Raw genomic sequence first — 25,094 nt, 5'->3', positions numbered from 1 at the left:
CATGCAAACCTCGGGGTCGGATCAGGTGTCCAACTCCCGGGGGTCACTTCACCATGGGGGCTCGTAGGCGCCATCCATGGCGCCTGCGGTCCTGTACACCCACCCCACCCCGCCGCTGACGGGTTAATGGCGCTGTTGGTGGGTGCCGACCGTTGCTCGGCACGGGCTCTGACCCTGGTTCTGCTCTGGCAGGTATCGACCTTGGTCGACACGATGGGTCCGGAAGAATGGTTTCTCCCATGAAAAAAGCCCGCCGGAATCCGGCGGGCCTTCTTTGTTTTCGGGGGTCCGATCCATTTCCCGCAGGGAAAGGGCTCCGACACCGGGGCTGTCGGCATCAGGTCCAGCCGGCCAGCTCGAACAGCTTCAGGATCAGGTACGCACAGCCACCGGCTGCCGGGATGGTCAGGATCCAGGCCCAGACGATGCGTTCGATCACCCCGAACTTCAGCGAACGCGGGTTCTTGGCAAAGCCCACGCCCATGATCGCGGTGGAGATGCTGTGGGTGGTCGAGACCGGCATGCCGAAGTGGGCGGCCAGGGTCAGGATGGTGGCCGAGCTGGTCTCCGCGGCGAAGCCGTGGATCGGGTGCAGCTTCACCATCTTGTGGCCCAGGGTCTTGATGATCTTCCAGCCGCCCGAGGCGGTACCGGCAGCCATCACCACCGCACAGGTCAGCACGATCCACATGGCAATGCCGTCGCCGGCGCTGGCATCGGGGTGCATGAAGGCCAGCCACGACGGCAGGTTGTCCAGCGCGCCGGTGGCTTCAGCGCCGATCAGGGTCATGGCGATGATGCCCATGGTCTTCTGCGCGTCGTTGTGGCCGTGGGCGAAGCCCATGTAGGCCGCCGAGGCGATCTGCGCCTTGCCGAAGAACGCGTTGACGATGCGCGGACGGGCCAGGCGGCCGATGGCACCGCCGATCTTGGCCAGGCCGGCGATCAGGCCCCACAGCAGCACCATCACCACGATGCCCAGCAGGAAGCCGGCGATCGGCGAGGTGATCATCGGCACGAACACCTTCCACAGCAGGCCCTTGTTCTGCGCCCAGCTGCCCAGGCGCTCGGACCAGATCAGCGCATCCCAGTTGTTGTGGGCGGCCGCCAGGCCGGCGCCGCAGAGGCCGCCGATCAGTGCGTGCGAGGACGAGGACGGCAGGCCCTTCCACCAGGTGATCAGGTTCCAGATGATGCCGCCCAGCAGGGCGCACAGGATCACCTGCGGGGTGACATCGACCACGTTGGTGTTGAGCAGGCCCGAGGCGATGGTCAGCGCCACCGCGGTACCGGTCAGCGCGCCGATGAGGTTCATGAAGGCGGCCAGCATCACCGCCCAGCCGGGCGAGAGCACCTTGGTCGCCACCACGGTGGCAATGGAATTGGCGGTGTCGTGGAAGCCGTTGATGAACTCGAAGACGAGCGCGGCCAGGATCACCACCAGGACAAGGGTCAACATGCGGCGGCGTCCGTCAGCTGTTCTTCAACACGATCTGGTACGCCACCACGCCGGCCTCGCGGCAACGGTCGATGGCCTTTTCCAGGATCTCGAAGAATTCCTTCAGCAGGAACATCTGCAGGTTGTCCAGGCGACCGGAGTAGATGTCGCGGTACAGCTCCAGCATCAGGCGGTCGGCTTCGTTTTCCAGCGAACGCAGCTTCTCGTTCAGCGCGGTCATCCGGTCCAGGTTCATGTGGCGCAGGTCGGCCACCATTTCCACGACCACGCCAGCGGCCTGTTCCAGCATCGCCGCGCGCGGCGCGAAGTCGATGTGTTCCAGGTGGGTGGTGGCCAGCGAATAGCGATCGGCGAACTTCTCGATCTGCTTGGGAATCTTGTACAAGGCCGAGCCCAGCGCTTCGATGTCTTCGCGCTCGATCGGGGTCATGAAGCTGTCCACCAGCGCCTGGCTGATCTTGTCTGACGCCGCGCGCTCGCGCAGGCGGGCCAGCTTGAAGGCGTCCAGCGCCGGCTGGCGGTCGGCCTCGCGCAGCATGGAATGCAGCGCCTTGGCGGCATCGTTGGCCGCGACGGCAGCCTCATCAAGCAGGGTGTAGAACTGTTTGCCGGAACCGAAAATGGTCTGCAGAGAGAACATTGAGAAACCTGTCAGCCGTCGCGGGAAGGACGGCACCAGAGGGAATTATGACGGCTAGATGACCATCACGGGTATACCCGCCCGCTTCCGGGGGTGGAAAACCCCCAACCTGAACAGGCAGTTGCCATCCCGCCACGCCCCTTTGCTAAGATGCCAGCGCGCCCCCGGGCGCACCTTATGGACGACGACCCTTATCCCCCCGCGCCGCGCCGGACCCCGTTCCTGAGCGCCAGCCGCCACCGCAAGCACCCGCCCTCCCTGCCACCAACCGGGGACGACGCCCGTGTTTGAGATCCTGATTGTCCTGGCCCTGATTGTCTTCAACGGCTTTTTCGCCATGTCCGAAATGTCGGTCATGACCTCGCGCAAGAGCCGCCTGAAGCAGATGGCCAGCACCTCCAAGCGCGCAGCCAAAGCGCTGGAACTGTCCGAGAAGCCCGAGAACTTCCTGTCCACCGTCCAGATCGGCATCACTCTGGGCGGCATCCTGACTGGCGTCTACGGTGGTGAAGCCATTGGCAGCAGCATCGCCCACCACCTTCAGGCCATGTTCCCCTCCCTGGCCGACACCATCACCCTGTTTGGTGAGCCGCAATCGCTGGCCAATCTCATTGGCAAGACGCTGGCCGTCGCGCTGATCACCTTCCTGACCCTGATCTTCGGCGAGCTGGTACCCAAGCGCCTGGCCATCACCCGCTCCGAAGACATTGCCGGCATGGTGGCCCTGCCGATGGGCTGGCTGGCCCGCATCGCCTTCCCGGCAGTCTGGCTGCTGTCCCATTCGACCCGTCTGGTGCTGCGCCTGCTGGGCCTGGGCAAGGACGAAGCCGCGTCGGTCACCGAAGAAGAAATCCGCATGCTGGTGGCCGAGAGCCACGAAGCCGGCGTGATCGACGCTCACGAGCGCGACATGATGAACCGCGTGATGCGCCTGGGCGACCGCACCGCCGACAGCCTGATGACCCCGCGCAACCGCATTGCCTGGCTGGACACCCAGGCCGGCCTGGAGCGCAACCTGGAAATCATGGCCGAGCACGAGTTCTCGCGCTATCCGGTGTTCCGCGACAACGACCAGGACGTGGTGGGCGTACTGGAACTGAAATCGCTGGCCACCCGCATGGCACGCGGCGACAACGCCCTGTTCCAGACCCTGCGCGAGGCGCTGTATGTGTCCGAGTCGACCCATGCGATGAAGCTGCTGGAAATCTTCCGCGAGGAACAGCAGTCGATGGCGCTGGTGGTGGATGAGTACGGTGAGATCCAGGGCCTGGTGACCATCAGCGACCTGATGGGCGCGGTGGTCGGCCGCCTGCAGGCGGTGGAGAACGCCGACGAGGATGCGCTGGTGGTGACCCGCGAAGACGGCTCGCTGCTGGTGGATGGCTCGTTGCCGATCGAAGACCTGCGCGAACTGATCGGCAGCAACGAGCTGCCCGATGCCGAGGAAGGCGATTACTACACGCTGGCCGGCATGTGCATCCACTACTTCGGCCGCATCCCGCATGCGGGCGAGTACTTCGATTGGGCTGGCTGGCGCTTTGAAGTCGTCGACCTGGACGGCGCCCGCGTGGACAAGCTGCTGCTGCGCACCCTGTCGGACGAGCAGGCCGATGAGCTCACCGCCTGATCCAGGCCACGGCGCGGGCGACGAGCGCCCGAGCTATCGCAACGAGGGCATCCGCACCCTGCTGGCGATGTTCGAATTCGGTGATCCGGCCCAGCACATGAAGCTGGGCCAGATCCTGCAGGACCTGCAGCAGAGCGCGTTCGGCGTGTTCCTGTTCGTGGCCATCCTGCCGGCCTTCATCCCCATTCCGGGGCTGGGCGGCGCGGTCAGCGGGCCGCTGGTCATCCTGATCGGGCTGCAGATGCTGTTCTGCATGCGCAAGCCCTGGCTGCCGGGCTTCATCGCCCGCCGCGGGCCTCGCCGCGGCACCATGCACCGGTTCCTGGACCGCATCGATCGGCCGCTGCGACGGCTGGACCGCATGCTGAAACCGCGCATGCCGCAGTGTGTGGCGCCAGCGCCGGCGCATGCCTTCACCGGTCTGCTGCTGGTCCTGCTGGGACTGCTGCTGTCGCTGCCAATTCCCTTCACCAACTACCTGTTCGGGTTCCAGCTGCTGCTGTTCTCGCTGGCGTTGCTGGAACGCGATGGCGCGCTGATGCTGTTCAACTGGATCGGCGGCGTGGTGGCGGTGGCCTTCTTCGGTTTCAGTTCCGGCCAGCTGGTCGGTTACACCGCCGACCTGTTCCAGCGCTGGTTCTGAGCGCCGGAGGCGCCGCATCCACGCATGGCGGATCTACCCGGACCCGTGGCGCCGGGCCATGCGTGGATGGAACGGCCCGGCGGGGTGCCTCACCGCAGATCAATGAACCCGTTATCGCCCAACTGCGACGGATCATCCTGCACTGCCGACAACACGAAGCTCAACGCCTTGCCCAGCAGCGTGCCCGGGCCTTCCCAGTATTCGGCGGTCTCCGCACGTACCTGGATCAGGCGCAGGTTCGGATCATCCTTGCCACCGGGGAAGAACAGCTTCATCGCCGGCGACCACAGCGCCTCGATCCGCGCCCGGTCATCAACGATGCGCGCCCGCCCGGACACCGACACATAGGTGTTCTTCGACGTCGAGGCATAGGCCACGTTGACCCGCGGGTTCAAGGCGATCTCGGCTACCTTGGGGCTGTCGGCGGCGGTGGCGAACCACAGGTCGCCGTCGAAATCGACCTGCTGGGTGCCCAGTGGCCGGCTGTACAGCCGACCGTCCACGCCGGTGGTGGTGAACATGGCCACCTCCACGTCCTTGATCAGTTCGGACAACTGGGCGATGTGCTCGGCACGGGTATCGGTCATGGAAGGGGCTCCGGAATCAGGAGCCCCCATCAGAGCGCGTCGCCCTGCAATGCGCCGTGACGCAAACGTTCAGCCGGCGTGGCGGGCGTGCCAGGCCTGCATGGCCAGTTCGAACGAACGCAGGCGCGCGCGGTGGTCGTACAGGTTCGCGGTCAGCAGCAGTTCGTCCGGCGCGTGGCGGTCGACGAAGGCGGCGATACCCTCGCCCACCTGCTGCGCATCGCCCAGCACGGTGCAGGCCAGTGCGCGTTCCACGCCCAGCTTTTCATGCGGCTCCCAGAAGCTGTCGATGTCGTCGATCGGCGCGGGAATGCGGCCCGGGCGGCCCCGGCGCAGATTGACGAAGCTCTGCTGCTGGCTGGTGAACAGCCGGCGCGATTCGGCTTCGCTGTCGCTGGCCACGACGTTCAGCGCCAGCATGGCATGCGGCTGCTTCAGCGTGGCCGAGGGCCGGAACTCACGGCGGTAGGCGGCCAGTGCTTCATCCATCGCATCGGGCGCGAAGTGCGAGGCAAACGCGTACGGCAGCCCCATGGAGGCGGCCAGGCGCGCACCGAACAGGCTGGAACCGAGGATCCAGGTCGGCACCCGCAGACCGCCGCCGGGCACTGCCTGCACCGCCTGCCCGGCCTGCACCGGTTCGAAGTAATGCAGCACTTCGCGCACGTCCTGCGGGAACTGGTCGGCACTGTCGAAATAGCGGCGCAGTGCACGCGCCGTGGGCTGGTCGGTGCCCGGCGCACGGCCCAGGCCCAGATCGATGCGGTCCGGGTACAGCGACGCCAGCGTGCCGAACTGCTCGGCCACCTGCAGCGGCGCGTGGTTGGGCAGCATGATGCCGCCGGCGCCGACGCGGATGCGCCGCGTGCCCCCGGCCACGTGGCCGATCAGCACCGCGGTGGCGGCGCTGGCGATGCCCGGCATGTTGTGGTGTTCGGCCAGCCAGTAGCGGCGGTAGCCCAGCGCATCGGCATGCTGGGCCAGTTCCAGCATGTTGGCGAAGGCGGCGGTGGTATCACTGCCCTCGCAGACCGGGGCCAGGTCGAGGATCGACAACGGGATCATCAGGGGGGTTTCCGTCACAGGATTCCCCATGCATGGGGTCGCCACGGCGCCACGGCCAGTGACGGTGGCGGAATGCTGATTCCTGCCGGACCGGTTCAGCGCGCGCCGGGCAGGTCCCGGCGCGACCTCAAGGGCAGCTCAGAACGCGCTGGGGCGCGGCTCGGGCAGCGGCTGGTCGACCAGCGGCTTCAGCTCGGCATCCAGCGCCACCCGCTCGTCGAACACGAAGCAGCGACCCTCATAGCCTTCGCCACCGACTTCCTCGAAATAGCCCAGGATGCCGCCATCGAGCTGCAGGACATTGTCCAAGCCATCGTTGACCATCCACAGCGCCGCCTTTTCGCAGCGGATGCCCCCGGTGCAGAAGCTGACCACGGTGCTGTCCTGCAGCGCCTGCCGATGCGGCGCCAGCGCTTCAGGCAGATCGGTGAACTTCTCGATGGGCAGCACCAGCGCATCCTTGAAGGTGCCATGGGCCACCTCCTGCAGGTTGCGCGTATCGAGCATCACCACCGGCTTGCCGGCATCGTCGTGGCCCTGGCGCAGCCAGCGCTGCACCGTGGCCGGATCGACCGCCGGCGCACGCGGGTACGCCAGCGGCTGGCCATCGTCGCGCCGGAAGCTGATGATCTCGTCCTTCACCTTGGCCTTGAGCCGCGCGAACGGCTGGTGTTCGCTGAAGCTGGTCTTGACCCGCATGTCGGCAAAGCGCGCATCGGCGTGCAGTTCCGCGTAGAAGCCCTGCACCGCCTGCGGCGCCCCGGCCAGGAACAGGTTCAGCCCCTCGCCCGCCACCAGGATCGTGCCACGCAGCGCCGCCGCCTCGGCACGCGCCAGCAGCTGGTCGCACAGGGCCTGGGGGGCGTCGATGACGGCGAAATGGTAGGCAGCGGTATTGGCGATCATTCCGCCATTTTACCGCCTTCAGACATCGGGGTCAGAGCCCTCTGCGCAGCGGAGGGATCCGACCCCGTGCGGTTCCGGCAGTTCGCCGGGAACTGTCAGAGGCGGGGCGGTGTGGGTGGGCAGGACCGCAGGCGCCATGGATGGCGCCTACGAGCCTACAGGGACCTACTTGCGGCGTGTCCTGCCCACCCACACCGCCCCGCCATCCCTCGGAATGCCGCTCTGGCTTTGGATTTGGCATTTGCCGTTGTTTCAAGCAGGTGCAGGGCTGCGCCCTGCCCACAAAAAACCCCGCTTGCGCGGGGTTCTCTGTGTGCTGCGTGCCGCAAGGATTACGGGCGACGCTCCAGGGCTTCGATGTCCTTGGCCTTGGGCAGCAGGTCCTGCTTGCTTACGCGCAGGAAACCGATCGTCAGCATCGGCACGGCCACCAGGATCGAGGACAGCACCACGATCACCGCACCGATCATGTGCGTCTCGGCCAGGCCTTCCATCGAGCTGCCGCCGTACAGGTACAGCGCCAGCGCCGACAGGAAGAACATCACCGCGGTGATCACCGTACGCGACAGCGTCTGGTTGATCGAACGGTTCAGCACTTCCATCGGCTCCACGCGCAGGCTGCGGAAGTTCTCTCGCACGCGGTCGAAGACCACGATGATGTCGTTGATCGCAAAACCCATCACCGACAGCAGGCCGGCCAGCACCGTCAGGTCGAATTCGCGACCCAGCAGCGACACGTAGGCCACGGTGACCAGCAGGTCGAACAGCGCCACGATGCTGGCGGTGACGGCGAACTTCCACTCGAAGCGCACGGCGATGTAGATCAGGAAGCCGGCCAGCATGAAGATGGTGGCGTACAGGCCATTCATCGCCAGGTCCTTGCCGATCTGCGGACCGACAAATTCATTGCGCAGCACGGTGGCCTGGTTGTCGGCCGAAGAGACCGCCTTGACCACGGCGGCCGCGGCGGCCTTGTCTTCAGCCGACGCGCCACCGGTACCCGGGGCGTGCTCGCCGTGCGGGGCCAGGCGGATCAGAAGGTCGGTGTTGCCACCCACGCTCTGCACCTGCGCGCCGTCGAAGCCGTTCTGCTCCAGCTTGGTACGGACGTCCTCGACGTCCACCGCTTTGTCGAAGCGCGCTTCGATCAGGGTGCCGCCGGTGAAGTCCAGTGCGTAGTTGAAGCCCTTCACACCGATGATCGCGATCGAGGCAATGAACACGGCGATCGTGACGACCATGGCGACATGGCGCCACCGCATGAAGTCGATCTTGGTGTCGTTCGGGAGGATGTGCAGCGGAAACAGTTTCATTGTGCGTGTCGTCCCGTCAGATGGCCACGTTCTGGAGCTTCTTGCGACCGCCGTAGATCAGCGTCGCCAGCGCGCGCGACACGGTGATCGCGGTGAACATGGAGGCGAAAATACCGATGATCATGGTCAGCGCGAAGCCCTTCAGCGGGCCGGTGCCGAAGGCGAAGAGGGCTACGCCCACGATCAGGCCGGTCAGGTTGGCGTCCAGGATGGTGCCCGAGGCGCGGTCGTAACCGGTCACGATGGCGGTCTTGCCGGGCACACCGGCACGCAGTTCCTCACGGATGCGCTCGTTGATCAGCACGTTGGCGTCCACCGACAGGCCCACCGACAGCGCCAGACCGGCGAAGCCCGGCAGGGTCATGGTGGCACCGAACAGCGACATCACCGCCACCACGATCAGCAGGTTGAACAGCATCGCGATGGAGGTGATCAGACCGAACACGCGGTAGTAGATGCTGAAGAACACCAGGGTGAACAGGAAGGCGTAGACCACCGCGGTGATACCGTTCTTCACGTTCTCGGCGCCCAGGCTGGGGCCGACCACGCGCTCTTCCACGAAGTCCATCGGCGCAGCCAGCGAGCCCGACTTCAGCAGCTTGGCCAGGTCTTCGGCTTCCTTCTTCTGCAGACCGGTGGTCTGGAAGTTCTTGCCGAACACGCCGTTGATGTTGGCCACCGAGATCACTTCCTCGTTGACCTTGAAGCCACGCACTTCCTGGCCATCGACCACGGTCACCGTCGGCACGCGCTCGGTGTAGACCACGGCCATCGGCTTGTTCACGTTGGCGCTGGTGAAGTCGAACATGCGCTGGCCGCCGACATTGTTCAGCGTCACGCTGACCGCCGGCGAACCGCTGGTCGAATCGGTCACCGCCTGAGCGGCCACCATCTGGTCGCCGGTGACGATCACGCGCTTGTTCAGCAGGATCGGGCCACGGCCATCACGCTGCTGGTAGACCTTGGCTTCCGGCGGAATGCGGCCCGAAGCGATGGCGTCCTGCGCGTTGCCTTCCACCACCGCACGGTATTCCAGGGTGGCGGTGGCACCGATCATGCGCTTGGCTTCGGCGGTGTCCTGCACGCCGGGCAGCTGCACGACCACGCGGTCGGCACCCTGGCGCTGGATGATCGGCTCGGCCACGCCCAGCTGGTTCACGCGGTTGCGCAGGGTGTTGATGTTCTGCTCGATCGCGCCGTTGGCGATCTGCGCGATCTCCGCGTCCGGCACGGTCACGGTGATGCGGTTGCCAGAAACGTCATAGCCCAGGGTCGGCTGCGCGGTGCCCAGCGCCACGCGGGCACGGCTGGCCGCATCGGCGCCAGCCGACGGGCTCAGGTTGGCCACGATGGTGTTGTCAGCGCGGCGTTCCACCGACTGGTAGGCGATACGCGCATCACGCAGGGTGCTGCGCACGTCTTCGGTGTAGGCATCCAGGCGCTTTTCCAGCGCAGCCTTCTGGTCGACCTGCAGCACGAAGTGCACGCCGCCCTGCAGGTCCAGGCCCAGCACCATCGGGCGACCGCCCAGGTTGGCCAGCCAGTCCGGCACGGTGGAGGCCAGGTTCAGGGCCACGGTGTAGTTCTCGCCCACGCTGTCGCGCAGCGCATCGCTGGCGGCCGACTGCGTCTTCAGGTCCGGCAGGCGGACGATCAGGCTTTCCCCTTCCTTCTCCGCGCCGATCGTGTTGATGCCGGCCTTCTTCAGGTCGGCCAGCACACGGTCGCGCAGCGCATCGTCGATCTGCCCGCCACGGTTGGCGGTGATCTGGATGGCCGGGTCCTTCTGGTAGATGTTGGGCAGCGCGTACAGGGTGCTGAGCGCCAGTACGATCAGGATGACGACGTACTTCCAGCGTGGAAATTCGAGCATTGCTTGGGTCCCGCGCGGCGCCATCCCCGGCGCCGCGGTTGTGCATCGGAAAGGGAGTGGCTTACTTGGCCGAGTTCAGGGTACCGGCCGGCAGCACGTTGCCGACAGCGCCCTTCTGCACGCGGATGCGCACGTTGTCAGCCACTTCGATGGTGATGAAGTTGTCGCCGATGTCGGTGACCACGCCGGCGATGCCGCCGTTGGTCAGCACTTCGTCGCCACGCTTGATCTTTTCCAGCATGGCCTTGTGCTCCTTCTGCCGCTTCATCTGCGGGCGGATCATCAGGAAGTACATGATGGCGATCAGGATGATCGGGAACAGCAGCGTGGTCAGGCCCATGCCCTGCGGTTGGCCGCCGGCGGCCTGGGCGTGGGCGGCGGGAATCAGGAAGGCAAGCAGGTTCATCGTTGGTCCTTTGGTTGGGCGGCGCTCCCGTCCGTTCGCGGGCGGGGGTGTCGACCGCGGATCTGGGTCAGCCTTGAAGTATGCCACGGCCCCGGACGTTCGTCCTTGGGCCGTTCGGCAGGGGTACCACGGGGTTACAGCGGGGGCGCCACCGCCCCACGGGCCGCATAGAAGGACTCGCGGAAGGCCTGGAAGGTTCCCGCCTCGATGGCCGCGCGGATGTCGGCCATCAGTTTTTCGTAGTAGAACAGGTTGTGCAGGGTGCCCAGCATGGGCGCCAGCATCTCGTTGCAGCGGTCCAGGTGGCGCAGGTACGAGCGGGTGTAGCCGCCGGTGCAGGCCACGCAGCCGCAGCCCGGCTCGATCGGGTCCATGTCGCGGGCGTACTGCGAATTGCGGATGCGTACGGTGCCGAACGAGGTGAAATAGTGGCCGTTGCGGGCGTTGCGGGTCGGCATCACGCAGTCGAACATGTCCACGCCGCGGGCCACGCCTTCCACCAGGTCTTCCGGCCGGCCCACGCCCATCAGGTAGCGCGGGCGGTCGCTGGGCAGCTCCGGGTCCAGGTGGTCCAGCATGGCGTTGCGTTCGTGTTCCGGCTCGCCCACGGCCAGGCCGCCGATGGCGTAGCCGTCGAAGCCGATGGCCTGCAGGGCGTCGGCCGAGCGGCTGCGCAGGTCGGTATGCACCCCACCCTGCACGATGCCGAACAGCGCCGCGTCGTTGCCCAGCTCGTCGTGGGCGTTGCGGCTGCGCTGGGCCCAGCGCAGGCTCAGTTCCATCGAACGGCGCGCCACCTCTTCGGTGGCCGGGTACGGGGTGCACTCGTCGAAGATCATCACCACGTCCGAATCGAGCACCTTCTGGATCTTCATGCTCTCTTCCGGGCCCAGGAACACGCGGGCACCGTCGGTGGGCGAGGCGAAGGTCACGCCCTGTTCGGTGATCTTGCGGCGGTGGGCCAGCGAGAACACCTGGAAGCCACCCGAATCGGTCAGGATCGGGCCGTCCCAGCGGCAGAAGCCGTGCAGGCCGCCGTGGTCGGCAATGATGTCCAGGCCCGGGCGCAGGTACAGGTGGAAGGTGTTGCCCAGGATGATTTCCGCGCCCAGCGCGCGCACCTGGTCCGGCAGGATGCCCTTGACCGAGCCATAGGTACCCACCGGCATGAAGGCCGGCGTTTCCACCGTGCCACGCGGGAAGGTCAGGCGGCCACGGCGGGCACGGCCGTCACGGGTCTGGAGCTGGAACTGCAGTCGGGACATGGAGCGGTCATTCAGGCAAATAGTTGCCTATTGTCTCCCAAAGCGGCCGATGCCGGTAGCGCTGCTCGATCGCGTGCTGGTAGGCCTCGAACACCCGCTCGCGGCCGGCGAAGGCCGAAATCATCATCAGCAGCGTGCTTTCGGGCAGGTGGAAGTTGGTCACCATCGCATCGACGCTGCGGATGCGGTAACCCGGGGTGATGAAGATCTGGGTCTCGCCAGCGAACGGCAGCAGCTCGCCGTCATGCATCGCGCTTTCCAGCGCGCGCACCACGGTGGTGCCCACGCCGATCACCCGGCCACCGGCCTCGCGCGTGCGCCGCACCTGCTGCACCAGTTCGGCGCCCACGTTCAGCCACTCGCGGTGCATCACGTGGTCCTTCAGGTCATCCACCCGCACCGGCTGGAAGGTGCCGGCGCCCACATGCAGGGTCACGTGGCCGAACGCCACGCCCTTGTCCTTGAGTGCGCGCAGCAGGGCCTCATCGAAATGCAGGCCGGCGGTCGGTGCGGCCACGGCACCCACTTCGCGGGCGAACACGGTCTGGTAACGCTCTCGGTCATCCTGCCCCGGCTCGCGCTGGATGTACGGCGGCAGCGGCAGCCGGCCGGCATGCAGCAGCCACTGTTCCAGCGATTCGGGCACATGGAACTGCAGCAGGTAGAACTCGCCATCGCGGCCCAGCACTTCGGCCTCGCCGCCGGCGTCCAGGGCAATGCGGCTGCCGGCCTTGGGCGACTTGCTGGCGCCCACCTGGGCCCGCACCTGCTGGCCACCCAGCAGGCGCTCGATCAGGATCTCCACCCGCCCGCCGCTGGCCTTCTGCCCGAACAGGCGGGCCGGGATGACCCGCGTATCGTTGAACACCAGCAGATCGCCCGGCTGCAGCAGCGACGGCAGGTCGCGCACCTGCACATCGGTAAAGGCGGCGGGCGCCGGCGGCACCACCATCAGGCGGCTGGCCGAACGCTCGGCCAGCGGCGCCTGGGCAATCAGTTCGGCAGGCAGGTCGTAATGGAAATCGGACTTCTTCAAGGCGGTGGCGGCATCAGGTCGACAATGGCGCGCATTGTACGTCCAGCATCGGCCAGGCAGCGCGCATCGTGGCGAACGTCGGGCATTATGCTGCTATGCAGCAGGTTTCTGCGGGGTTATCGCGCAAAAAAACAAGTGCTAGCATCGGGAAGGAAGTCCGCTGCACGAGCCTGCCCCAAAGCGCGCGTGATGACGCGCGTTCTGCATTTTCAGGCCCGTGTGAACCATCGTTTCAGGAGATCTGCAATGAGCTTCATCGAACGTCTTGCCCCCCTGCGCACCCAGCCCGGCACCCGCCTGACCACCGGCCTGGACGATGCCACCCTGACCGCCCTGGCCGACCGTCACCCGCAGCTGGTTGCCGCAGTGGACGCTGCCGCCGCGGAATTCGCGCGCGTGCAGGGCGAACTGGGGCCGCTGCTGGCGCAGGACGAGCAGGCCCAGATCGAGGCCATGCAGGACGGCTTCGTGAATTTCTATGCAGATGATGCGGTGACCCCGTACGTGGCGCTGGCTGCACGCGGCCCGTGGGTGGTCACCCTGAAGGGCGCGGTGCTGTACGACGCTGGCGGCTACGGCATGCTGGGCTTCGGCCACACCCCCGATGCCGTGCTGGAAGCGATGGCGCGGCCGCAGGTGATGGCCAACATCATGACCCCCAGCCTGTCGCAGCAGCGCTTCATTACCGCCCTGCGCGCCGAAGTCGGCCACCGCCGCGGCGGCTGCCCCTATGCCCGTTTCATGTGCCTGAATTCCGGCTCGGAAGCGGTCGGCCTGGCCGCGCGCATCGCCGATGTGAACGCGAAGCTGCAGACCGACCCGGGTGCGCGCCACGCCGGTGCCGCGATCAAGCGGGTGGTCGTCAAGGGCAGCTTCCACGGGCGCACCGACCGCCCGGCGCTGTATTCCGATTCCAGCCGCAAGACCTACCTGCAGCACCTGGCCAGCTACCGCGGCGAGGATTCGGTGATCACCGTGGCGCCTTACGACGAGGCCGCCCTGCGCCAGGTCTTCGACGATGCCACGCGCAACCAGTGGTTCATCGAAGCGGTGTTCCTGGAACCGGTGATGGGTGAAGGCGACCCGGGCCGTTCGGTGCCGCCGGCCTTCTATGCCCTGGCCCGCGAACTGACCCGTGCCCACGGCAGCCTGCTGCTGCTCGATTCGATCCAGGCCGGCCTGCGCGCCCATGGTGTGCTGTCGGTGGTCGATTACCCCGGCTTCGAAGGCCTGGATCCGCCGGACATGGAAACCTATTCCAAGGCGCTTAACGCGGCCCAGTACCCGCTCTCGGTGCTGGCGGTGACCGAACATGCCGCCCAGCTGTACCGCAAGGGCATCTACGGCAACACCATGACCAGCAACCCGCGGGCGCTGGACGTGGCCTGCGCCACCCTGGCCCAGCTGACCCCGCAGGTGCGCGCCAACATCGCCGAACGCGGCGCCGAAGCGGTGCGCAAGCTGGAGCAGCTGAAGAACGAGCTGGGCGGGCTGATCACCAAGGTGCAGGGCACCGGCCTGCTGTTCTCGTGCGAGCTGGCACCGCAGTTCAAGTGCTATGGCGCCCAGTCCACCGAGGAATGGCTGCGCCAGCACGGCATCAACGTGATCCACGGCGGCGAGAACTCGCTGCGCTTCACCCCGCACTTCGGCATGGACAGCGATGAGCTGGACCTGCTGGTGGGCATGGTCGGCCGCGCCCTGCGTGAAGGCCCGCGCCGCCAGCAGGCCGCCGCCGCCTGATATGTAGAGTCGAGCCATGCTCGACTGCGCCGTTGTCGCCCGCCTTGGTAGAGTCGAGCTTGCTCGACTGGCTTTTGCCGATATCCGGACGAAACGCAGTCGAGCAAGCTCAACTCTACAAAGCACGACGGACAGCGCGCAGTCGGGCACAACTCCGCCCAAGGCCTCATAATCCCGACACACCCCGCCCGCAACCGCTGATCCGGTTGCCGGCGGGGCGTTTTCGTTTCCGCATCAAGAGACAGACACACCATGAAGTCGATCTGCGTCTACTGTGGCTCCAACGCCGGCAGCAAGCCGGCCTATACCGAACGCGCCATCGCGCTGGGCGACCGCATCGCCCGTGACGGCATGCGCCTGGTGTATGGCGGCGGCAACGTCGGCCTGATGGGCACCGTGGCCAATGCGGTGCTGGCCGCCGGCGGCGAAGTGACCGGCGTGATTCCGCGCCAGCTGGCCGACTGGGAAGTGGCCCACCGTGGCCTGACCGAACTGGAAATCGTCGGCTCCATGCACGAGCGCAAGTCGCGCATGTTCGATCTGTCCGATGGCTTCGTCGCCCTGCCCGGCGGCTTCGGCACCATGGAAGAAATCTTCGAAATGCTGACCTGGCGCCAGCTGGGCATCGGCAACAAGCCCTGCGCCTTCCTGGACGTGGACGGTTTCTACGCGCCGCTGATCGGCATGATCGATCGCATGGTCGAAGAGCGCTTCCTGCACCCGGAACAGCGCCAGGACCTGTGGTACGGCTCGGACATCGAGGAAATGCTGGTCTGGATGAAGAACTACCAGCCGGCCCAGGCCTCGAAGTGGATCGACGAAAAGCGCCGCGCCGCGCTGCGTTGATGCACCCGCGCGCGGCGGCTCAAGCCACCGCGCGCGTCCACGGCGCCGGGCGCCCCAGCAGGTAGCCCTGGCCGTAGTCACAGCCCAGCTCCAGCAGGCTCTGCCGCTGCGGTTCGGTTTCGATGCCTTCGCCGATGGTTTCAATGCCCAGCGTGCGCGCCAGCGACAGCACGCCTTCCACCAGCGCGCGCGTGCTCTGCGCTTCCGGCCCGTGCAGGCCGGCAATGAAGCTCTGGTCGATCTTCAGCGTGCTGATCGGGAACCGGTGCAGGTAGGACAGCGCCGAGAAGCCGGTACCGAAATCGTCCAGCTGCACCTGGATGCCGCGCTCGCGCAGGCCCTTCAGCGTGCGCAGCGTATGCGGGCCATCGTCCAGCAACGCCACTTCGGTGATCTCCAGGCGCAGGCGCCGCGGATCGGCATCGCAGGCTTCCAGCAGGCCGAACAGGCGCGCACTGAAGTCGGCCGAGCGGAAATGCCGCGGTGACACGTTCACCGACACATAGCCGCGGCCGCCATCGGCCAGGCCGGCGATCACCTGTTCGTAGATCAGCCAGTCGACCTGCTCGATCAGGCCACTTTCTTCGCCCAGCTCCAGGAATGCGCCGGGCAGCAGCAGGCCCCGCCGCTCGTGCTGCCAGCGCAGCAGCGCTTCGTGGCCGACCACTTCGCCGTCGGCCAGGCGCACGATGGGCTGGTAGAACGGCACGAAATCACGGTTGTTGATCGCCCGCCGCAGGTCCGCTTCCAGGTCCAGGCTGCGCATGGCCTGCTCGCGCATGTCCTCGTCGAAGATCGCGCAGCGGTCGTGGCCCTGCGCCTTGGCGCGGTACATGGCCGCATCGGCGTCGCGCAGCAGCTCTTCACCGGTGCGGTAGTGGCTGTTCCACAGGGCAATGCCCAGGCTGCCGGAAGGAAACAGCTCGCGCCCGGCAATCCAGACCGATTCCTGTAGTGCCAGCAGCAGCCGCTGGCCGAACTCCAGGGCCTGCGAAAGGCCGCTGGGGCATTCCAGCAGCACGGCGAATTCATCGCCGCCCAGCCGCGCCACCACGTCGTTGTCACCGGCCATGGAGACGATGCGCTTGGCCACTTCCACCAGCATGCGGTCGCCGGCAGCGTGGCCGATGCTGTCGTTCACCAGCTTGAAGCGGTCCAGGTCCAGGAACAGCACCGCGAACACCGGGCCACCCTCGCGCCGCGCACGCGCCAGTGCATCCTGCAGGCGGTCCAGCAGGTGCAGGCGGTTGGGCAGGCCGGTCAGGGCATCGTGCATGGCCTGGTGGGTCAGCCGCTGCTCGGCGCGCAGGCGCTCGGCAATCTGGCCCAGCAGTTTGTCGTTCACCTCGGCCAGTTCGCGGGTGCGCTCTTCCACGCGCTTTTCCAGCTCGGCGTGGGCCAGCCGCAGGTTCTGCTGGTCACGCTGGCGGGCCAGCCCGGTACCGATGTTGTGCGCCACGAAGGTCAGCAGGCGCTGGTCGTGCACGCTGAAGGAGATCTGCGCGCTGTAGCTCTGCACCACGATGGCGCCCACTACTTCGTCATCGCGCAGCAGCGGTACGCCCAGCCAGCACTGCGAACGCGCGCCGTGCTCGCGCACCTCGCCGGCGTCGAGCAGCGCATCGATCTGCGCGCGTGAGGCCAGCAACGGGCAGCGGTGGCGCACCACGTACTCGGTCAGGCCGTGGCTGAAGGCGCGCGGTGCCCGGCTGGCGTTGTGCTCGTCCACCGAATAGACGAAATCCAGGCCATTGCCGCGGGCGTTGACCAGCGCGATGTAGAAATTGCGCGCATCCAGCAGGCGCCCCACCACCCCGTGTACCTGGCCGTAGAACTGCGCCAGACTCTCGGCGGACATGGCCAGTTCGGCAATGTTGTACAGCGCGGTCTGCAGCTGCTCGGCCCGGCGGCGCTCGGCCACTTCATCCTGCAGGCTGCGGTTGGCCCGCTGCAGTTCCAGGGTGCGGCGCTCCACCTGCTGTTCCAGCCGCACCTGCGCCTGGCGCCGGTCCATCGCGGTCTGCACGTGCTGGGCCACGAAACCCAGCAGCGCGCGTTCGGCCTCGCCATAGCGCGCACCGGCTTCGTAGCTCTGCACCACGATGGCGCCGCAGACCCGGCCGTCGCGCAGCATCGGCACGCCCAGCCAGTCCTCGCTTTCCGGCCCGCGCTGCGGGTCGTGTTCCAGCCCGCCCACCTGCGCCAACAGGGCGCGCGAGGGGCCACTGAGCGGCCGCCCATGCTGCAGCAGCGCCACCGTCAGGCTGTGTGGCATGTCATCGGCGGCGTAGGCACGCGCCGGATCGGCAACGAAATCGTCCAGCTGGTCGGCGAAGTACAGGAATCGGATCTGCCGGCGCACATCGTCGTACTCGACGATGTAGCAGTTCTCGGCATACATCAGCGATCCCAGCACGCCGTGTACGTGGCGCAGCATTTCGCCCATTTCCAGATCGGCACCGGCCAGATCGGCAATCTGGAACAGCGCCTGCTGCAGGCGCTCGGCCTGTTCCAGCGCGCGGATCTGCCCGGCCTGGCGGCCGCGCTGCAGGGCCAGTTCCATCGACTGCCGCGCCATGTCCCACCACGCCGGTGCGGGATCGGCGCCCTGCACCTGCAAGCGCAACTGCGCGCCGTCGTGGTCCCACTGCTGGCAGCCGGCATCGACCGCGCAGGGCGACGACCACAGCACCGCCCCTGCCCCGCCAGCGGCTGGCCAAGCATCCTGGCCGCGGCCCAGCTGCGGGTCGTCCCAGCCCACGCGCACGCTGGCTTCCGCTGGCAGCAGCGCATGCAGCGCGCGCACCAGCGCCGTGCTCAGCACGGCCTCGTGTGGTGATTGCGGCTGCACGCGTTCGGCTTGCATGGACAAAATCACGTTCTCTTGGCACTGCAACGCAGCGCCTCCCCTGAGTCACCGAGCATAGCGCGCCACCGGGGGGGAAATGGAAGCCCAACAACCCCGATTCGCACGGCGGGCCGTTATTGCGTGCACCTTCGAACGCAATGCGCCCTTTGAACGCTGCCCTGCCCCTGCCTGCCACCGGCTATGCGCCACCGCCCGCAGCGCTTACTCTGTGCAGCGTGGACGCCGCCGCCCTGCCAACCGACGAAGCCTTGATGCTGGCCTGGGCCGGTGGCGACCTGCATGCGTTCGAAAGCCTGTATGCGCGGCATCGCAAGCGCCTGTTCGGTTTCCTGCTGCGGCAACTGCGCGACAACGCGCTGGCCGAGGAGATCTTCCAGGACGTGTGGCAGCGGGTGATCAGCGCGCGCGCCGGCTGGCAGCCTGATGCCGCATTCAGCACGTGGCTGTTCCGCATCGCCCACAACCGGCTGAACGATCATTGGCGCGCGGCGCGCCACCGGCCCGCCGCACCGGCCGATGCCGACCTGCGCCTGGCGGCACTGGAAGACGGGCACACGCCGGAAGCTGAACTGTCTGAATTCGAACAGCGCCGGCGTATCCAGCGCGCGATGGAAGACCTGCCGCCCGAACAGCGCGAAGTGCTGCAACTGCGGCTGGGACAGGAACTGAGCCTGGAGGAGATCGGCCAGATCACCGGCGTTGGCCGGGAGACTGTGAAATCGCGGCTGCGCTATGCGATGGACAAGCTGCGTGCGGGACTGAACGCATGAACCGAGACGATCCACTGACCCCGGAAGAACGCGCACTGGCCGGCCTGCTGGGGCGCCGCAGCGAACAGGCGCCGCCGGCATCGCTGGACGCGACCATCCTGGCCGCCGCACGCGCCGCCGTGCAGGATACGGCGCCCCCTGCACAGGGCGCGGCCGCAACGCCGCGGCCGGCTGATCGGGCCCGGCGTACGCGCAAGGGTGGGCGCTGGCCGGCGGTGTTCGGCATCGCCGCCTCGACCGTGCTGGCCGTGGGCATCGCCTGGCAGATGCGGCCGGAATCGCCTGCGCCGCCGCCGATGGAAGCCACTGCGCCGGCCCAGGCCGAACATGCAGCCGCAGACGCCGCAGCAGCTGCGCCCGCAGCCGAGCCTGCGGTGGTCGGCCGCGCCGCCGAACCGGCGACCCTGCCGCCGCCGCCACCGGCCCAGGCCGCGCCTGCACCGCAGAGGGCGCAGCGCGCGCCCGCGCCGGCAGCACCCGAACCGCAACCGGCGGCCGCAGCGGTCGCCAAAAATGTTGTTGCGCCACCGGCACCGCCAGCGCCTCCCGCACCGCCCGCGCCCGTGGCGTACGCCGCGCCCGCGCCTGCAACGGAAGCCGCCGCAGCGGACAGCGCCGACATGGCTGCAGAAGCGGCACCGGCAGCCGCCGCACGCCAACAGCAGCGCGAAGCGTCGGCCACCTTCAAGGCCAGCCCGGCGCCGGCCAGTGCGCCCGCCGCCCGCGCGCCCGGGGTGATGCTGCGCCGCTCCAGCGATGCCGGGCTGAGCGCACAGGACGTACACGCCGAAGTACTGGCCGATGCGAAGCTGCCGCGCCGGCAGTGGCTGCAGAAGATCCGCGAGCGCCGCGATGCCGGCCAGCGTGACCTGGCCCGCATCAGCCTGGAGCGCTACCTGCAGCAATACCCGGAATCGCGCCTGCCCAAGGATCTGCGCCCACTGCTGGACGACTGAGGCAAGCCGGTGGCAACGCCGTAGAATGCGAGCAATGCCCGATACCCTCGCCCAGCCCGTCAGCCATACGCTGGAGATCAAGCACAGCCGCTTCACCGCTCATGCCGCGCCCATCGACGGTGCCGCGGCGGCGTTGGCGTTCCTGCAGCAGGTCGCCGTGGCCGACGCCACCCACAACTGCTGGGCCTACCGGCACGGCCAGGATTACCGGTCCAGCGATGATGGCGAGCCCGCCGGCACCGCCGGGCGGCCGATCCTGGCCGCCATTGATGGCCAGGGCTTCGATCGGGTGGTGGTGGTGGTCACGCGCTGGTACGGCGGCATCAAACTGGGCGCCGGCGGCCTGGTGCGCGCCTATGGCGGTACTGCCGCAGAATGCCTGCGCACCGCGCCGCGGCAGGCCCTGGTGGAACTGGCACGGCTGCAACTGGCCGCCGCTTTCGAGGATCTAGGCGCCCTGCACGCCGCCCTGCCCGCGCACGGGGCCGAAAAGCGCGATGAACAGTTCGACAGCCACGGTGTGCGGCTGCGGGTGGAATTGCCCGCAGAGCAGGTGGAAGCATTGAAAACGCGCTTGCGCGACGCCACCCGTGATCGTATCCGCATCTACAACGACGACCTGCATGACTGACAAGGACGACGCCACCGCCTCGACCCCGCCGCTGCGCCGCCTGGGCAGCCTGCGCACGCTGTGGCCCTTCGTGCGTCGCCACCGCGGCCTGTTCAGTGCCTGGCTGGTGGCGCTGGCCATCTCCTCGGCGGCCACGCTCAGCCTGCCGCCGGCGGTCAAGCAGATGATCGACCATGGTTTCAGCAGCGGCGGCCAGATCAACCGTGCCTTCGCCCTGTTGATGCTGGTGGCCGTGGTGATGGCTTTGGCCACCGCCGCCCGCTTCTACTTCGTATCGCTGCTGGGCGAAAAAGTGGTGGCCGACCTGCGCAGCAAGCTGTACGCGCACCTGATCCAGCTGGGCGCAGGCTTCCACGACCGCAGCCGCAGCGGCGAACTGGTCTCGCGGCTGACCGCCGACAGCGAGCTGCTGCGCAGCGTGGTCGGCTCCACCATGTCCGTCGCCCTGCGCAGCAGCGTGACCGTGGTCGGCAGCCTGGGCATGCTGTTCGTCACCAGCCCACGGCTGGCCGCATGGTCCCTGCTGGGCATTCCGCTGGCGGTGCTGCCAATCATCATCGGCGCACGCAAGCTGCGCACGGTGGCGCGCAACAGCCAGGACCGCATTGCCGATGCCAACAGCCTGGCCAGCGAAACCCTGGGCGCGGTGCGCACGGTGCAGGCGCATGCCCGCGAGCCATACGAACGCGGCCGCTTCGACCACGCACTGGCCGATGCCATCGGTGCCGCGCGCCGGCGCATCGGTGCGCAGTCGCTGGTCACCGCCAGCGCCATCCTGTTGATCTTCGGTGCCATCGTCGGTGTGCTGTGGCTCGGCGCCCACGATGTCATCGCCGGCCGCCTGAGCGCCGGCACCCTGGGCCAGTTCGTGCTGTATGCCCTGATCGGTGGCGGTTCGGTGGGCGCACTGGCCGAAGTGTGGAACGAACTGCAGCGTGCCGCCGGTGGCATGGGCCGCATCAGCGAGCTGCTGCAGGAAGATATCGAAATCCGCGCGCCCGCACAGCCGCGTGCGCTGCCGCAGCCGCTGCGCGGCGAGATCCATTTCGACGATGTGGTGTTCCACTACCCGCAGCGCCCCGACCAGGCCGCACTGGACCACTTCAGCCTGCACGTTCGCTCCGGCGAAACCGTGGCCCTGGTCGGTCCCTCCGGCGCCGGCAAGAGTACGGTGCTGTCGATGCTGCTGCGCTTCCACGATCCCGAACAGGGCCGCGTCTGCGTGGACGGCATCGACGTGCGCGAAACCGACCCGGCCGCGCTGCGCGCGCAGTTGGCACTGGTGCCGCAGCAGCCCACGCTGTTCGCCGCCAGCGCGCGCGACAACATCCGTTACGGCCGCCTGCAGGCCAGCGATGCCGAGGTGGAAGACGCCGCCCGCGCCGCCGAGGCCGATGCCTTCCTGCGCGCCCTGCCCCATGGTTACGACAGCGAACTGGGCGAGCGCGGTGCCCGCCTTTCCGGCGGCCAGCAGCAGCGCGTGGCCATTGCCCGTGCGTTGTTGAAGGACGCACCGATCCTGCTGTTGGACGAAGCCACCAGCGCGCTGGACGCGCAGAGCGAACATGGCGTGCAGCAGGCACTGGAACGCCTGATGGCCGGGCGGACCACGGTGGTGATCGCACATCGCCTGGCCACCGTGCTCAAGGCCGATCGCATCGTGGTGATGGACCACGGCCGCATCGTGGCCGAAGGCACCCATGCGCAACTGCTGGCCGAAGGCGGCCTGTACGCTGAACTGGCGCGCCTGCAGTTCATCGATTGATGACGCCCCGCTAACGCGGGGCAGCCCACGCTGGAATCGCAGCGAACCGGCTGCAAACAGGAGCTGGGCGATGTCGTTCCGTCAGTTTCCCGCCGTGGACAGCCACGGCGAAACCCATGTCATCATCGAATTCAAGCCGGATGCCGATGGCAGCGGGCATGCGTCCGAGGCCACCCCGCGCTACGAACTGGACGATGGCCGGCACCTGGTGCGCAACGGCCGCGAGTTCACCACCACCGGCGGCGAACTGCATCTGACGATCTGATCGGGCCGCCCGGCATGGCCCGGGCCGATCACCGGTAGGTGTCGACCTTGGTCGACACGGGGGATGCGTCGAGCATGGTTCGACGCTACAAAAAAGGTGTGGCCAATTTTTCACCAACCGTCTTGACAGCATTGCCTGCCAAGGGCTGCGCGCGGTTATCCACACCTTTACGCAGAAACCATCCACATCCCCTGTGGATGAATGCGACTAGGCCAGCACCCGGCCGATGCCACTGGCATCCACGTCCGCCGCCGCCAGGGCGATGGCAGCGGCATCACTGCCGGCCACGAAGCCGATGCGGAAGTGCACTTCGCCGGCCGGCGTGCGCGAGGAATGGATCGACGCCAGGCTGATGCCATGCTGCTCGAAGACGTTCAGCAGCGCGCGCAGTGAACCGGGGCGGTCTTCCGGCAGGTGTACCGACAGCGCGTTGCGCTCGGTCAGGTCGGCCAGCAGGTACCCCACCCGCTCGAAGGTGTAGTTTCCCGCCGCCAGCGCGGGCTCGCCGAAGGCCGCGTGGTTGGCCGCCAGCGACTGCTGGCGGAACGCACCGCGCGCCGCATCGTCGCCCTGCCCCACCTGCACCTGCAGGCGCTGCAGATGACCGACCAGCTTTTCCAGCATCGGCGCCACATACGGGTTGCCGAACTGGATGTCCTCATAGATGGACGGGTTCAACGACAGGATGCGCGAAATGATCGCCGTGTCCAGTTCGAAGGACGCCGAGCGGTACGGCATCATCGCCGCCAGGTCACCCAACTGCGGCTGGTACTCGCGCAGCACGCCGGCCTGGGCCAGGTGGGTGGCATGCACCATCGCCTGCACCAGCGCCATCATCTGGTCGTGGTGCTGCGGCGTGGCGCGCACGCACTCGGCCTGCAGGGCGCTGCACAGCGCATCCACCCACGGCTGCCACTGCTGCAGCCGCGCCTCGCAGACCACCATCACCCGGCCTTTCAGCGTGGGCGCCTTCGGCGGCGCGGTCATCGGGTGCAGCCCGACCACCTCGGCCTGCGAGGCCAGCATCGCCTGTACCGGTGCTTCCTTCACCGAGGTCACGTCCAGCCACAGCCGCCCGGCCTCGCGCCCGCCCGACTGTTCCACGTAGCGGGCAATCAGCGCCGGCGTATGCCGGATCGGTGCGGAGAACACCAGCACATCGGCCTGTGCCAGCAGCTGCTCCGGCGAATGTGAGGTGGGGTCAGCCGGGTCATGGCCGATCACCTGCAGCTGCATGTGCTGCTGGAAGAAACGGGTCAGCCAGCGCCCGTAGGCGCCGGCGCTGCCAACGATGCCGACCGTGCGCGGCGTGCGTGCCTGCGAAGCGGTCATGCCAGCCGTTCGGCCTGGAAGCGGGCGCCGTCGGCCAGCGCGGCCGGGGCCGCGGCAATCACATCGAACTCTTCGAAGCCCTGCGCCAGCGTCGCCTCCAGCGCCGCATGGGTGCCGGCCACGGCACGCGAGATCGCCTGCTGCATCGATTCGCCACGCAGCAGGAACGACACCACCAGGGCCATCAGAACATCGCCGGTGCCGGCCACATCCACCGGCAGCAGCGGCGAGGTCCAGCGCCAGGTTTCCTCGCGGCCCACGGCCAGGGTGACCAGTTCGCCCGGGTTGCCGCCCACACTATGCGCGATCACCCAGTGCGGGCCACGATCAAGCAGCGTGCGTGCGGCGGCGATGGCATCGGCCTCGGCCAGGGCGGGCATGCCGGTCAAGCGGTTCAGCTCAAAGGCATTGGGCGTGACCAGCCAGGCGTGCGGCAGCAGCCGTTCGGCGAAGATGGCTTCCAGCCCCGGCTCCACGTAGGGACCGGTATGGGTATCGCCGATCACCGGGTCCAGGCAGTAGCGCAGTTGCGGGCAGGCCGGCAGAAGGGTGTCCAACCAGTCGGCAAACGCCGCGCCATTGTCGGCGCTGCCGAAGTAGCCGGACACCAGCATCTTCGCCCGTTGCGGCAGGCCACGTTCGGCGGCACCGCGCAGCAGGTCCGCGAACCAGTCGGCGGGCAGCACGCGGCCGCGCGTGGTGTCGTAGAACGGCGCGTTGCTGAGCAGGACGGTCGGCACTTCGGCCACGCGCAGGCCCAGCGCACGCATCGGCGGCACCGCGGCGCTGTTGCCGGCGTGGCCGTAGACCAGTTGCGACTGGACCGAGATGACATCGATCGGCGAGGGCCCGTCGGGCCGCTGGCGACGACCGTGGAGCAAGTGGTTTTCGAGGGATTCGCTCATTCCCGCATTCTACGCCCAAGGGAGTTTTCGGCAGGGCTTGCAGCCCTGCACCTGCTCAATGCAACGGCAACTGCAAAAGCCGGAGCGGCATTCCGTGGGATGGCGGGGCGGTGTGGGTGGTCAGGACACGCCGTAAACCCATCCATGAAGTGACCCCCTGAAGTTGGACAGGTGGGGGATCAGGCGGCTAGG

The 25,094-nt window shown here is 67.5% G+C and carries 22 protein-coding genes; 9 read left to right on the top strand and 13 right to left on the bottom strand.

The genetic code is table 11. From position 1 onward, the window contains the following. Positions 1 to 337: 337 nt before the first annotated feature. Together IAE58_RS13925 and IAE58_RS13920 are read right to left on the bottom strand one after the other, a co-directional pair. Positions 338 to 1,459, bottom strand: coding sequence for an inorganic phosphate transporter (locus tag IAE58_RS13925; protein ID WP_108752730.1), 1,122 nt, complete (start codon positions 1,457 to 1,459; stop codon positions 338 to 340). 13 nt (positions 1,460 to 1,472) lie between these two features. After that, on the bottom strand, positions 1,473 to 2,099 hold the full coding sequence (locus tag IAE58_RS13920) for a DUF47 family protein (RefSeq protein WP_079221423.1): 627 nt from the start codon (positions 2,097 to 2,099) through the stop codon (positions 1,473 to 1,475). 283 nt (positions 2,100 to 2,382) lie between these two features. Here IAE58_RS13920 and IAE58_RS13915 point away from each other — a divergent pair, with 283 nt between their 5' ends. Together IAE58_RS13915 and IAE58_RS13910 are read left to right on the top strand one after the other, a co-directional pair. Continuing rightward, positions 2,383 to 3,726, top strand: coding sequence for a hemolysin family protein (locus IAE58_RS13915; protein WP_108761720.1), 1,344 nt, complete (start codon positions 2,383 to 2,385; stop codon positions 3,724 to 3,726). Continuing rightward, entirely contained in the window at positions 3,710 to 4,369 is a 660-nt protein-coding gene (locus IAE58_RS13910; RefSeq protein WP_108752728.1) for an exopolysaccharide biosynthesis protein, read from the top strand. Before IAE58_RS13915 ends, IAE58_RS13910 begins: the two co-directional genes overlap by 17 nt. An 89-nt stretch (positions 4,370 to 4,458) precedes the next feature. Here IAE58_RS13910 and IAE58_RS13905 read toward each other — a convergent pair whose 3' ends face one another. The 8 genes from IAE58_RS13905 to queA all read right to left on the bottom strand — a co-directional run bounded on the left by IAE58_RS13905 (position 4,459) and on the right by queA (position 12,820). Beyond that, a complete protein-coding gene (locus tag IAE58_RS13905) occupies positions 4,459 to 4,956 on the bottom strand; it encodes a pyridoxamine 5'-phosphate oxidase family protein (RefSeq protein ID WP_199934715.1) in 498 nt (165 codons plus the stop codon). Between the two features lie 69 nt (positions 4,957 to 5,025). Further along, positions 5,026 to 6,021, bottom strand: a complete 996-nt coding sequence (locus tag IAE58_RS13900) for an LLM class flavin-dependent oxidoreductase (RefSeq protein WP_199934714.1) — start codon at positions 6,019 to 6,021, stop codon at positions 5,026 to 5,028. 138 nt (positions 6,022 to 6,159) lie between these two features. After that, positions 6,160 to 6,927: a sulfurtransferase gene (locus tag IAE58_RS13895; RefSeq protein WP_199934713.1), complete on the bottom strand. Its 768-nt coding sequence runs from the start codon at positions 6,925 to 6,927 to the stop codon at positions 6,160 to 6,162. Positions 6,928 to 7,259: 332 nt separating this feature from the next. Continuing rightward, complete coding sequence (gene secF / locus IAE58_RS13890) at positions 7,260 to 8,240, bottom strand: protein translocase subunit SecF (RefSeq protein ID WP_199934194.1); 981 nt, start codon at positions 8,238 to 8,240, stop codon at positions 7,260 to 7,262. Positions 8,241 to 8,256: 16 nt separating this feature from the next. Further along, entirely contained in the window at positions 8,257 to 10,113 is a 1,857-nt protein-coding gene (gene secD / locus IAE58_RS13885) for a protein translocase subunit SecD (protein ID WP_199934195.1), read from the bottom strand. A 61-nt stretch (positions 10,114 to 10,174) separates the two neighbouring features. Beyond that, positions 10,175 to 10,519 (bottom strand): preprotein translocase subunit YajC, encoded by a 345-nt coding sequence (yajC, locus tag IAE58_RS13880; RefSeq protein ID WP_108749352.1) that lies wholly within the window; start codon positions 10,517 to 10,519, stop codon positions 10,175 to 10,177. A gap of 134 nt (positions 10,520 to 10,653) precedes the next feature. After that, a complete protein-coding gene (gene tgt / locus IAE58_RS13875) occupies positions 10,654 to 11,784 on the bottom strand; it encodes a tRNA guanosine(34) transglycosylase Tgt (protein ID WP_108755962.1) in 1,131 nt (376 codons plus the stop codon). A gap of 7 nt (positions 11,785 to 11,791) precedes the next feature. After that, positions 11,792 to 12,820: a tRNA preQ1(34) S-adenosylmethionine ribosyltransferase-isomerase QueA gene (gene queA, locus IAE58_RS13870; protein ID WP_199934197.1), complete on the bottom strand. Its 1,029-nt coding sequence runs from the start codon at positions 12,818 to 12,820 to the stop codon at positions 11,792 to 11,794. A gap of 246 nt (positions 12,821 to 13,066) precedes the next feature. Here queA and IAE58_RS13865 point away from each other — a divergent pair, with 246 nt between their 5' ends. Both IAE58_RS13865 and IAE58_RS13860 read left to right on the top strand, forming a co-directional pair. Beyond that, a complete protein-coding gene (locus IAE58_RS13865) occupies positions 13,067 to 14,563 on the top strand; it encodes an aminotransferase class III-fold pyridoxal phosphate-dependent enzyme (protein WP_199934198.1) in 1,497 nt (498 codons plus the stop codon). Positions 14,564 to 14,815: 252 nt separating this feature from the next. Continuing rightward, on the top strand, positions 14,816 to 15,409 hold the full coding sequence (locus IAE58_RS13860) for a TIGR00730 family Rossman fold protein (protein WP_108749348.1): 594 nt from the start codon (positions 14,816 to 14,818) through the stop codon (positions 15,407 to 15,409). Positions 15,410 to 15,428: 19 nt separating this feature from the next. On the opposite strand, the gene IAE58_RS13855 is transcribed toward IAE58_RS13860, so the two are convergent. Beyond that, complete coding sequence (locus IAE58_RS13855; RefSeq protein ID WP_199934199.1) at positions 15,429 to 18,275, bottom strand: EAL domain-containing protein; 2,847 nt, start codon at positions 18,273 to 18,275, stop codon at positions 15,429 to 15,431. A 254-nt stretch (positions 18,276 to 18,529) separates the two neighbouring features. On the opposite strand from IAE58_RS13855, the gene IAE58_RS13850 reads away from it, so the two are divergent. The 5 genes from IAE58_RS13850 (at position 18,530) to IAE58_RS13830 (ending at position 22,665) form a co-directional block, all read left to right on the top strand. Next, on the top strand, positions 18,530 to 19,048 hold the full coding sequence (locus IAE58_RS13850) for an RNA polymerase sigma factor (RefSeq protein WP_233614988.1): 519 nt from the start codon (positions 18,530 to 18,532) through the stop codon (positions 19,046 to 19,048). Further along, positions 19,045 to 20,004: a hypothetical protein gene (locus tag IAE58_RS13845; RefSeq protein ID WP_199934201.1), complete on the top strand. Its 960-nt coding sequence runs from the start codon at positions 19,045 to 19,047 to the stop codon at positions 20,002 to 20,004. Before IAE58_RS13850 ends, IAE58_RS13845 begins: the two co-directional genes overlap by 4 nt. Positions 20,005 to 20,038: 34 nt before the next feature. Further along, positions 20,039 to 20,635: a YigZ family protein gene (locus IAE58_RS13840; RefSeq protein ID WP_199934202.1), complete on the top strand. Its 597-nt coding sequence runs from the start codon at positions 20,039 to 20,041 to the stop codon at positions 20,633 to 20,635. Beyond that, positions 20,628 to 22,400: an ABC transporter transmembrane domain-containing protein gene (locus tag IAE58_RS13835; RefSeq protein ID WP_199934203.1), complete on the top strand. Its 1,773-nt coding sequence runs from the start codon at positions 20,628 to 20,630 to the stop codon at positions 22,398 to 22,400. Before IAE58_RS13840 ends, IAE58_RS13835 begins: the two co-directional genes overlap by 8 nt. Positions 22,401 to 22,470: 70 nt before the next feature. Next, complete coding sequence (locus IAE58_RS13830) at positions 22,471 to 22,665, top strand: hypothetical protein (protein WP_108755956.1); 195 nt, start codon at positions 22,471 to 22,473, stop codon at positions 22,663 to 22,665. 207 nt (positions 22,666 to 22,872) lie between these two features. Here IAE58_RS13830 and IAE58_RS13825 read toward each other — a convergent pair whose 3' ends face one another. Beyond that, complete coding sequence (locus IAE58_RS13825) at positions 22,873 to 23,997, bottom strand: prephenate dehydrogenase (protein ID WP_199934204.1); 1,125 nt, start codon at positions 23,995 to 23,997, stop codon at positions 22,873 to 22,875. Then, positions 23,994 to 24,902 carry a pyridoxal kinase gene (pdxY, locus tag IAE58_RS13820; RefSeq protein ID WP_199934205.1) on the bottom strand — a complete coding sequence of 303 codons (909 nt, stop codon included), beginning with the start codon at positions 24,900 to 24,902 and terminating at the stop codon, positions 23,994 to 23,996. Before pdxY ends, IAE58_RS13825 begins: the two co-directional genes overlap by 4 nt. Positions 24,903 to 25,094 lie beyond the last annotated feature (192 nt).

The organism is Stenotrophomonas sp. S49 (assembly GCF_016624905.1).
Lineage (GTDB): Bacteria > Pseudomonadota > Gammaproteobacteria > Xanthomonadales > Xanthomonadaceae > Stenotrophomonas.
This window is presented reverse-complemented; position numbering and strand designations above follow the sequence as displayed.

What these genes read in the sequence shown, in the direction of transcription:
- pdxY (WP_199934205.1), bottom strand. Translation starts at nt 24,902, where the DNA reads ATGAGCGAATCCCTCGAAAACCACTTGCTCCACGGTCGTCGCCAGCGG.
- IAE58_RS13900 (WP_199934714.1), bottom strand. Translation starts at nt 6,021, where the DNA reads ATGATCCCGTTGTCGATCCTCGACCTGGCCCCGGTCTGCGAGGGCAGT.
- secD (WP_199934195.1), bottom strand. Translation starts at nt 10,113, where the DNA reads ATGCTCGAATTTCCACGCTGGAAGTACGTCGTCATCCTGATCGTACTG.
- IAE58_RS13860 (WP_108749348.1), top strand. Translation starts at nt 14,816, where the DNA reads ATGAAGTCGATCTGCGTCTACTGTGGCTCCAACGCCGGCAGCAAGCCG.
- secF (WP_199934194.1), bottom strand. Translation starts at nt 8,240, where the DNA reads ATGAAACTGTTTCCGCTGCACATCCTCCCGAACGACACCAAGATCGAC.
- IAE58_RS13825 (WP_199934204.1), bottom strand. Translation starts at nt 23,997, where the DNA reads ATGACCGCTTCGCAGGCACGCACGCCGCGCACGGTCGGCATCGTTGGC.
- IAE58_RS13830 (WP_108755956.1), top strand. Translation starts at nt 22,471, where the DNA reads ATGTCGTTCCGTCAGTTTCCCGCCGTGGACAGCCACGGCGAAACCCAT.
- IAE58_RS13920 (WP_079221423.1), bottom strand. Translation starts at nt 2,099, where the DNA reads ATGTTCTCTCTGCAGACCATTTTCGGTTCCGGCAAACAGTTCTACACC.
- IAE58_RS13845 (WP_199934201.1), top strand. Translation starts at nt 19,045, where the DNA reads ATGAACCGAGACGATCCACTGACCCCGGAAGAACGCGCACTGGCCGGC.
- IAE58_RS13910 (WP_108752728.1), top strand. Translation starts at nt 3,710, where the DNA reads ATGAGCTCACCGCCTGATCCAGGCCACGGCGCGGGCGACGAGCGCCCG.
- IAE58_RS13835 (WP_199934203.1), top strand. Translation starts at nt 20,628, where the DNA reads ATGACTGACAAGGACGACGCCACCGCCTCGACCCCGCCGCTGCGCCGC.
- yajC (WP_108749352.1), bottom strand. Translation starts at nt 10,519, where the DNA reads ATGAACCTGCTTGCCTTCCTGATTCCCGCCGCCCACGCCCAGGCCGCC.
- tgt (WP_108755962.1), bottom strand. Translation starts at nt 11,784, where the DNA reads ATGTCCCGACTGCAGTTCCAGCTCCAGACCCGTGACGGCCGTGCCCGC.
- IAE58_RS13855 (WP_199934199.1), bottom strand. Translation starts at nt 18,275, where the DNA reads ATGCAAGCCGAACGCGTGCAGCCGCAATCACCACACGAGGCCGTGCTG.
- IAE58_RS13840 (WP_199934202.1), top strand. Translation starts at nt 20,039, where the DNA reads ATGCCCGATACCCTCGCCCAGCCCGTCAGCCATACGCTGGAGATCAAG.
- IAE58_RS13850 (WP_233614988.1), top strand. Translation starts at nt 18,530, where the DNA reads ATGCTGGCCTGGGCCGGTGGCGACCTGCATGCGTTCGAAAGCCTGTAT.
- IAE58_RS13905 (WP_199934715.1), bottom strand. Translation starts at nt 4,956, where the DNA reads ATGACCGATACCCGTGCCGAGCACATCGCCCAGTTGTCCGAACTGATC.
- IAE58_RS13865 (WP_199934198.1), top strand. Translation starts at nt 13,067, where the DNA reads ATGAGCTTCATCGAACGTCTTGCCCCCCTGCGCACCCAGCCCGGCACC.
- IAE58_RS13925 (WP_108752730.1), bottom strand. Translation starts at nt 1,459, where the DNA reads ATGTTGACCCTTGTCCTGGTGGTGATCCTGGCCGCGCTCGTCTTCGAG.
- IAE58_RS13895 (WP_199934713.1), bottom strand. Translation starts at nt 6,927, where the DNA reads ATGATCGCCAATACCGCTGCCTACCATTTCGCCGTCATCGACGCCCCC.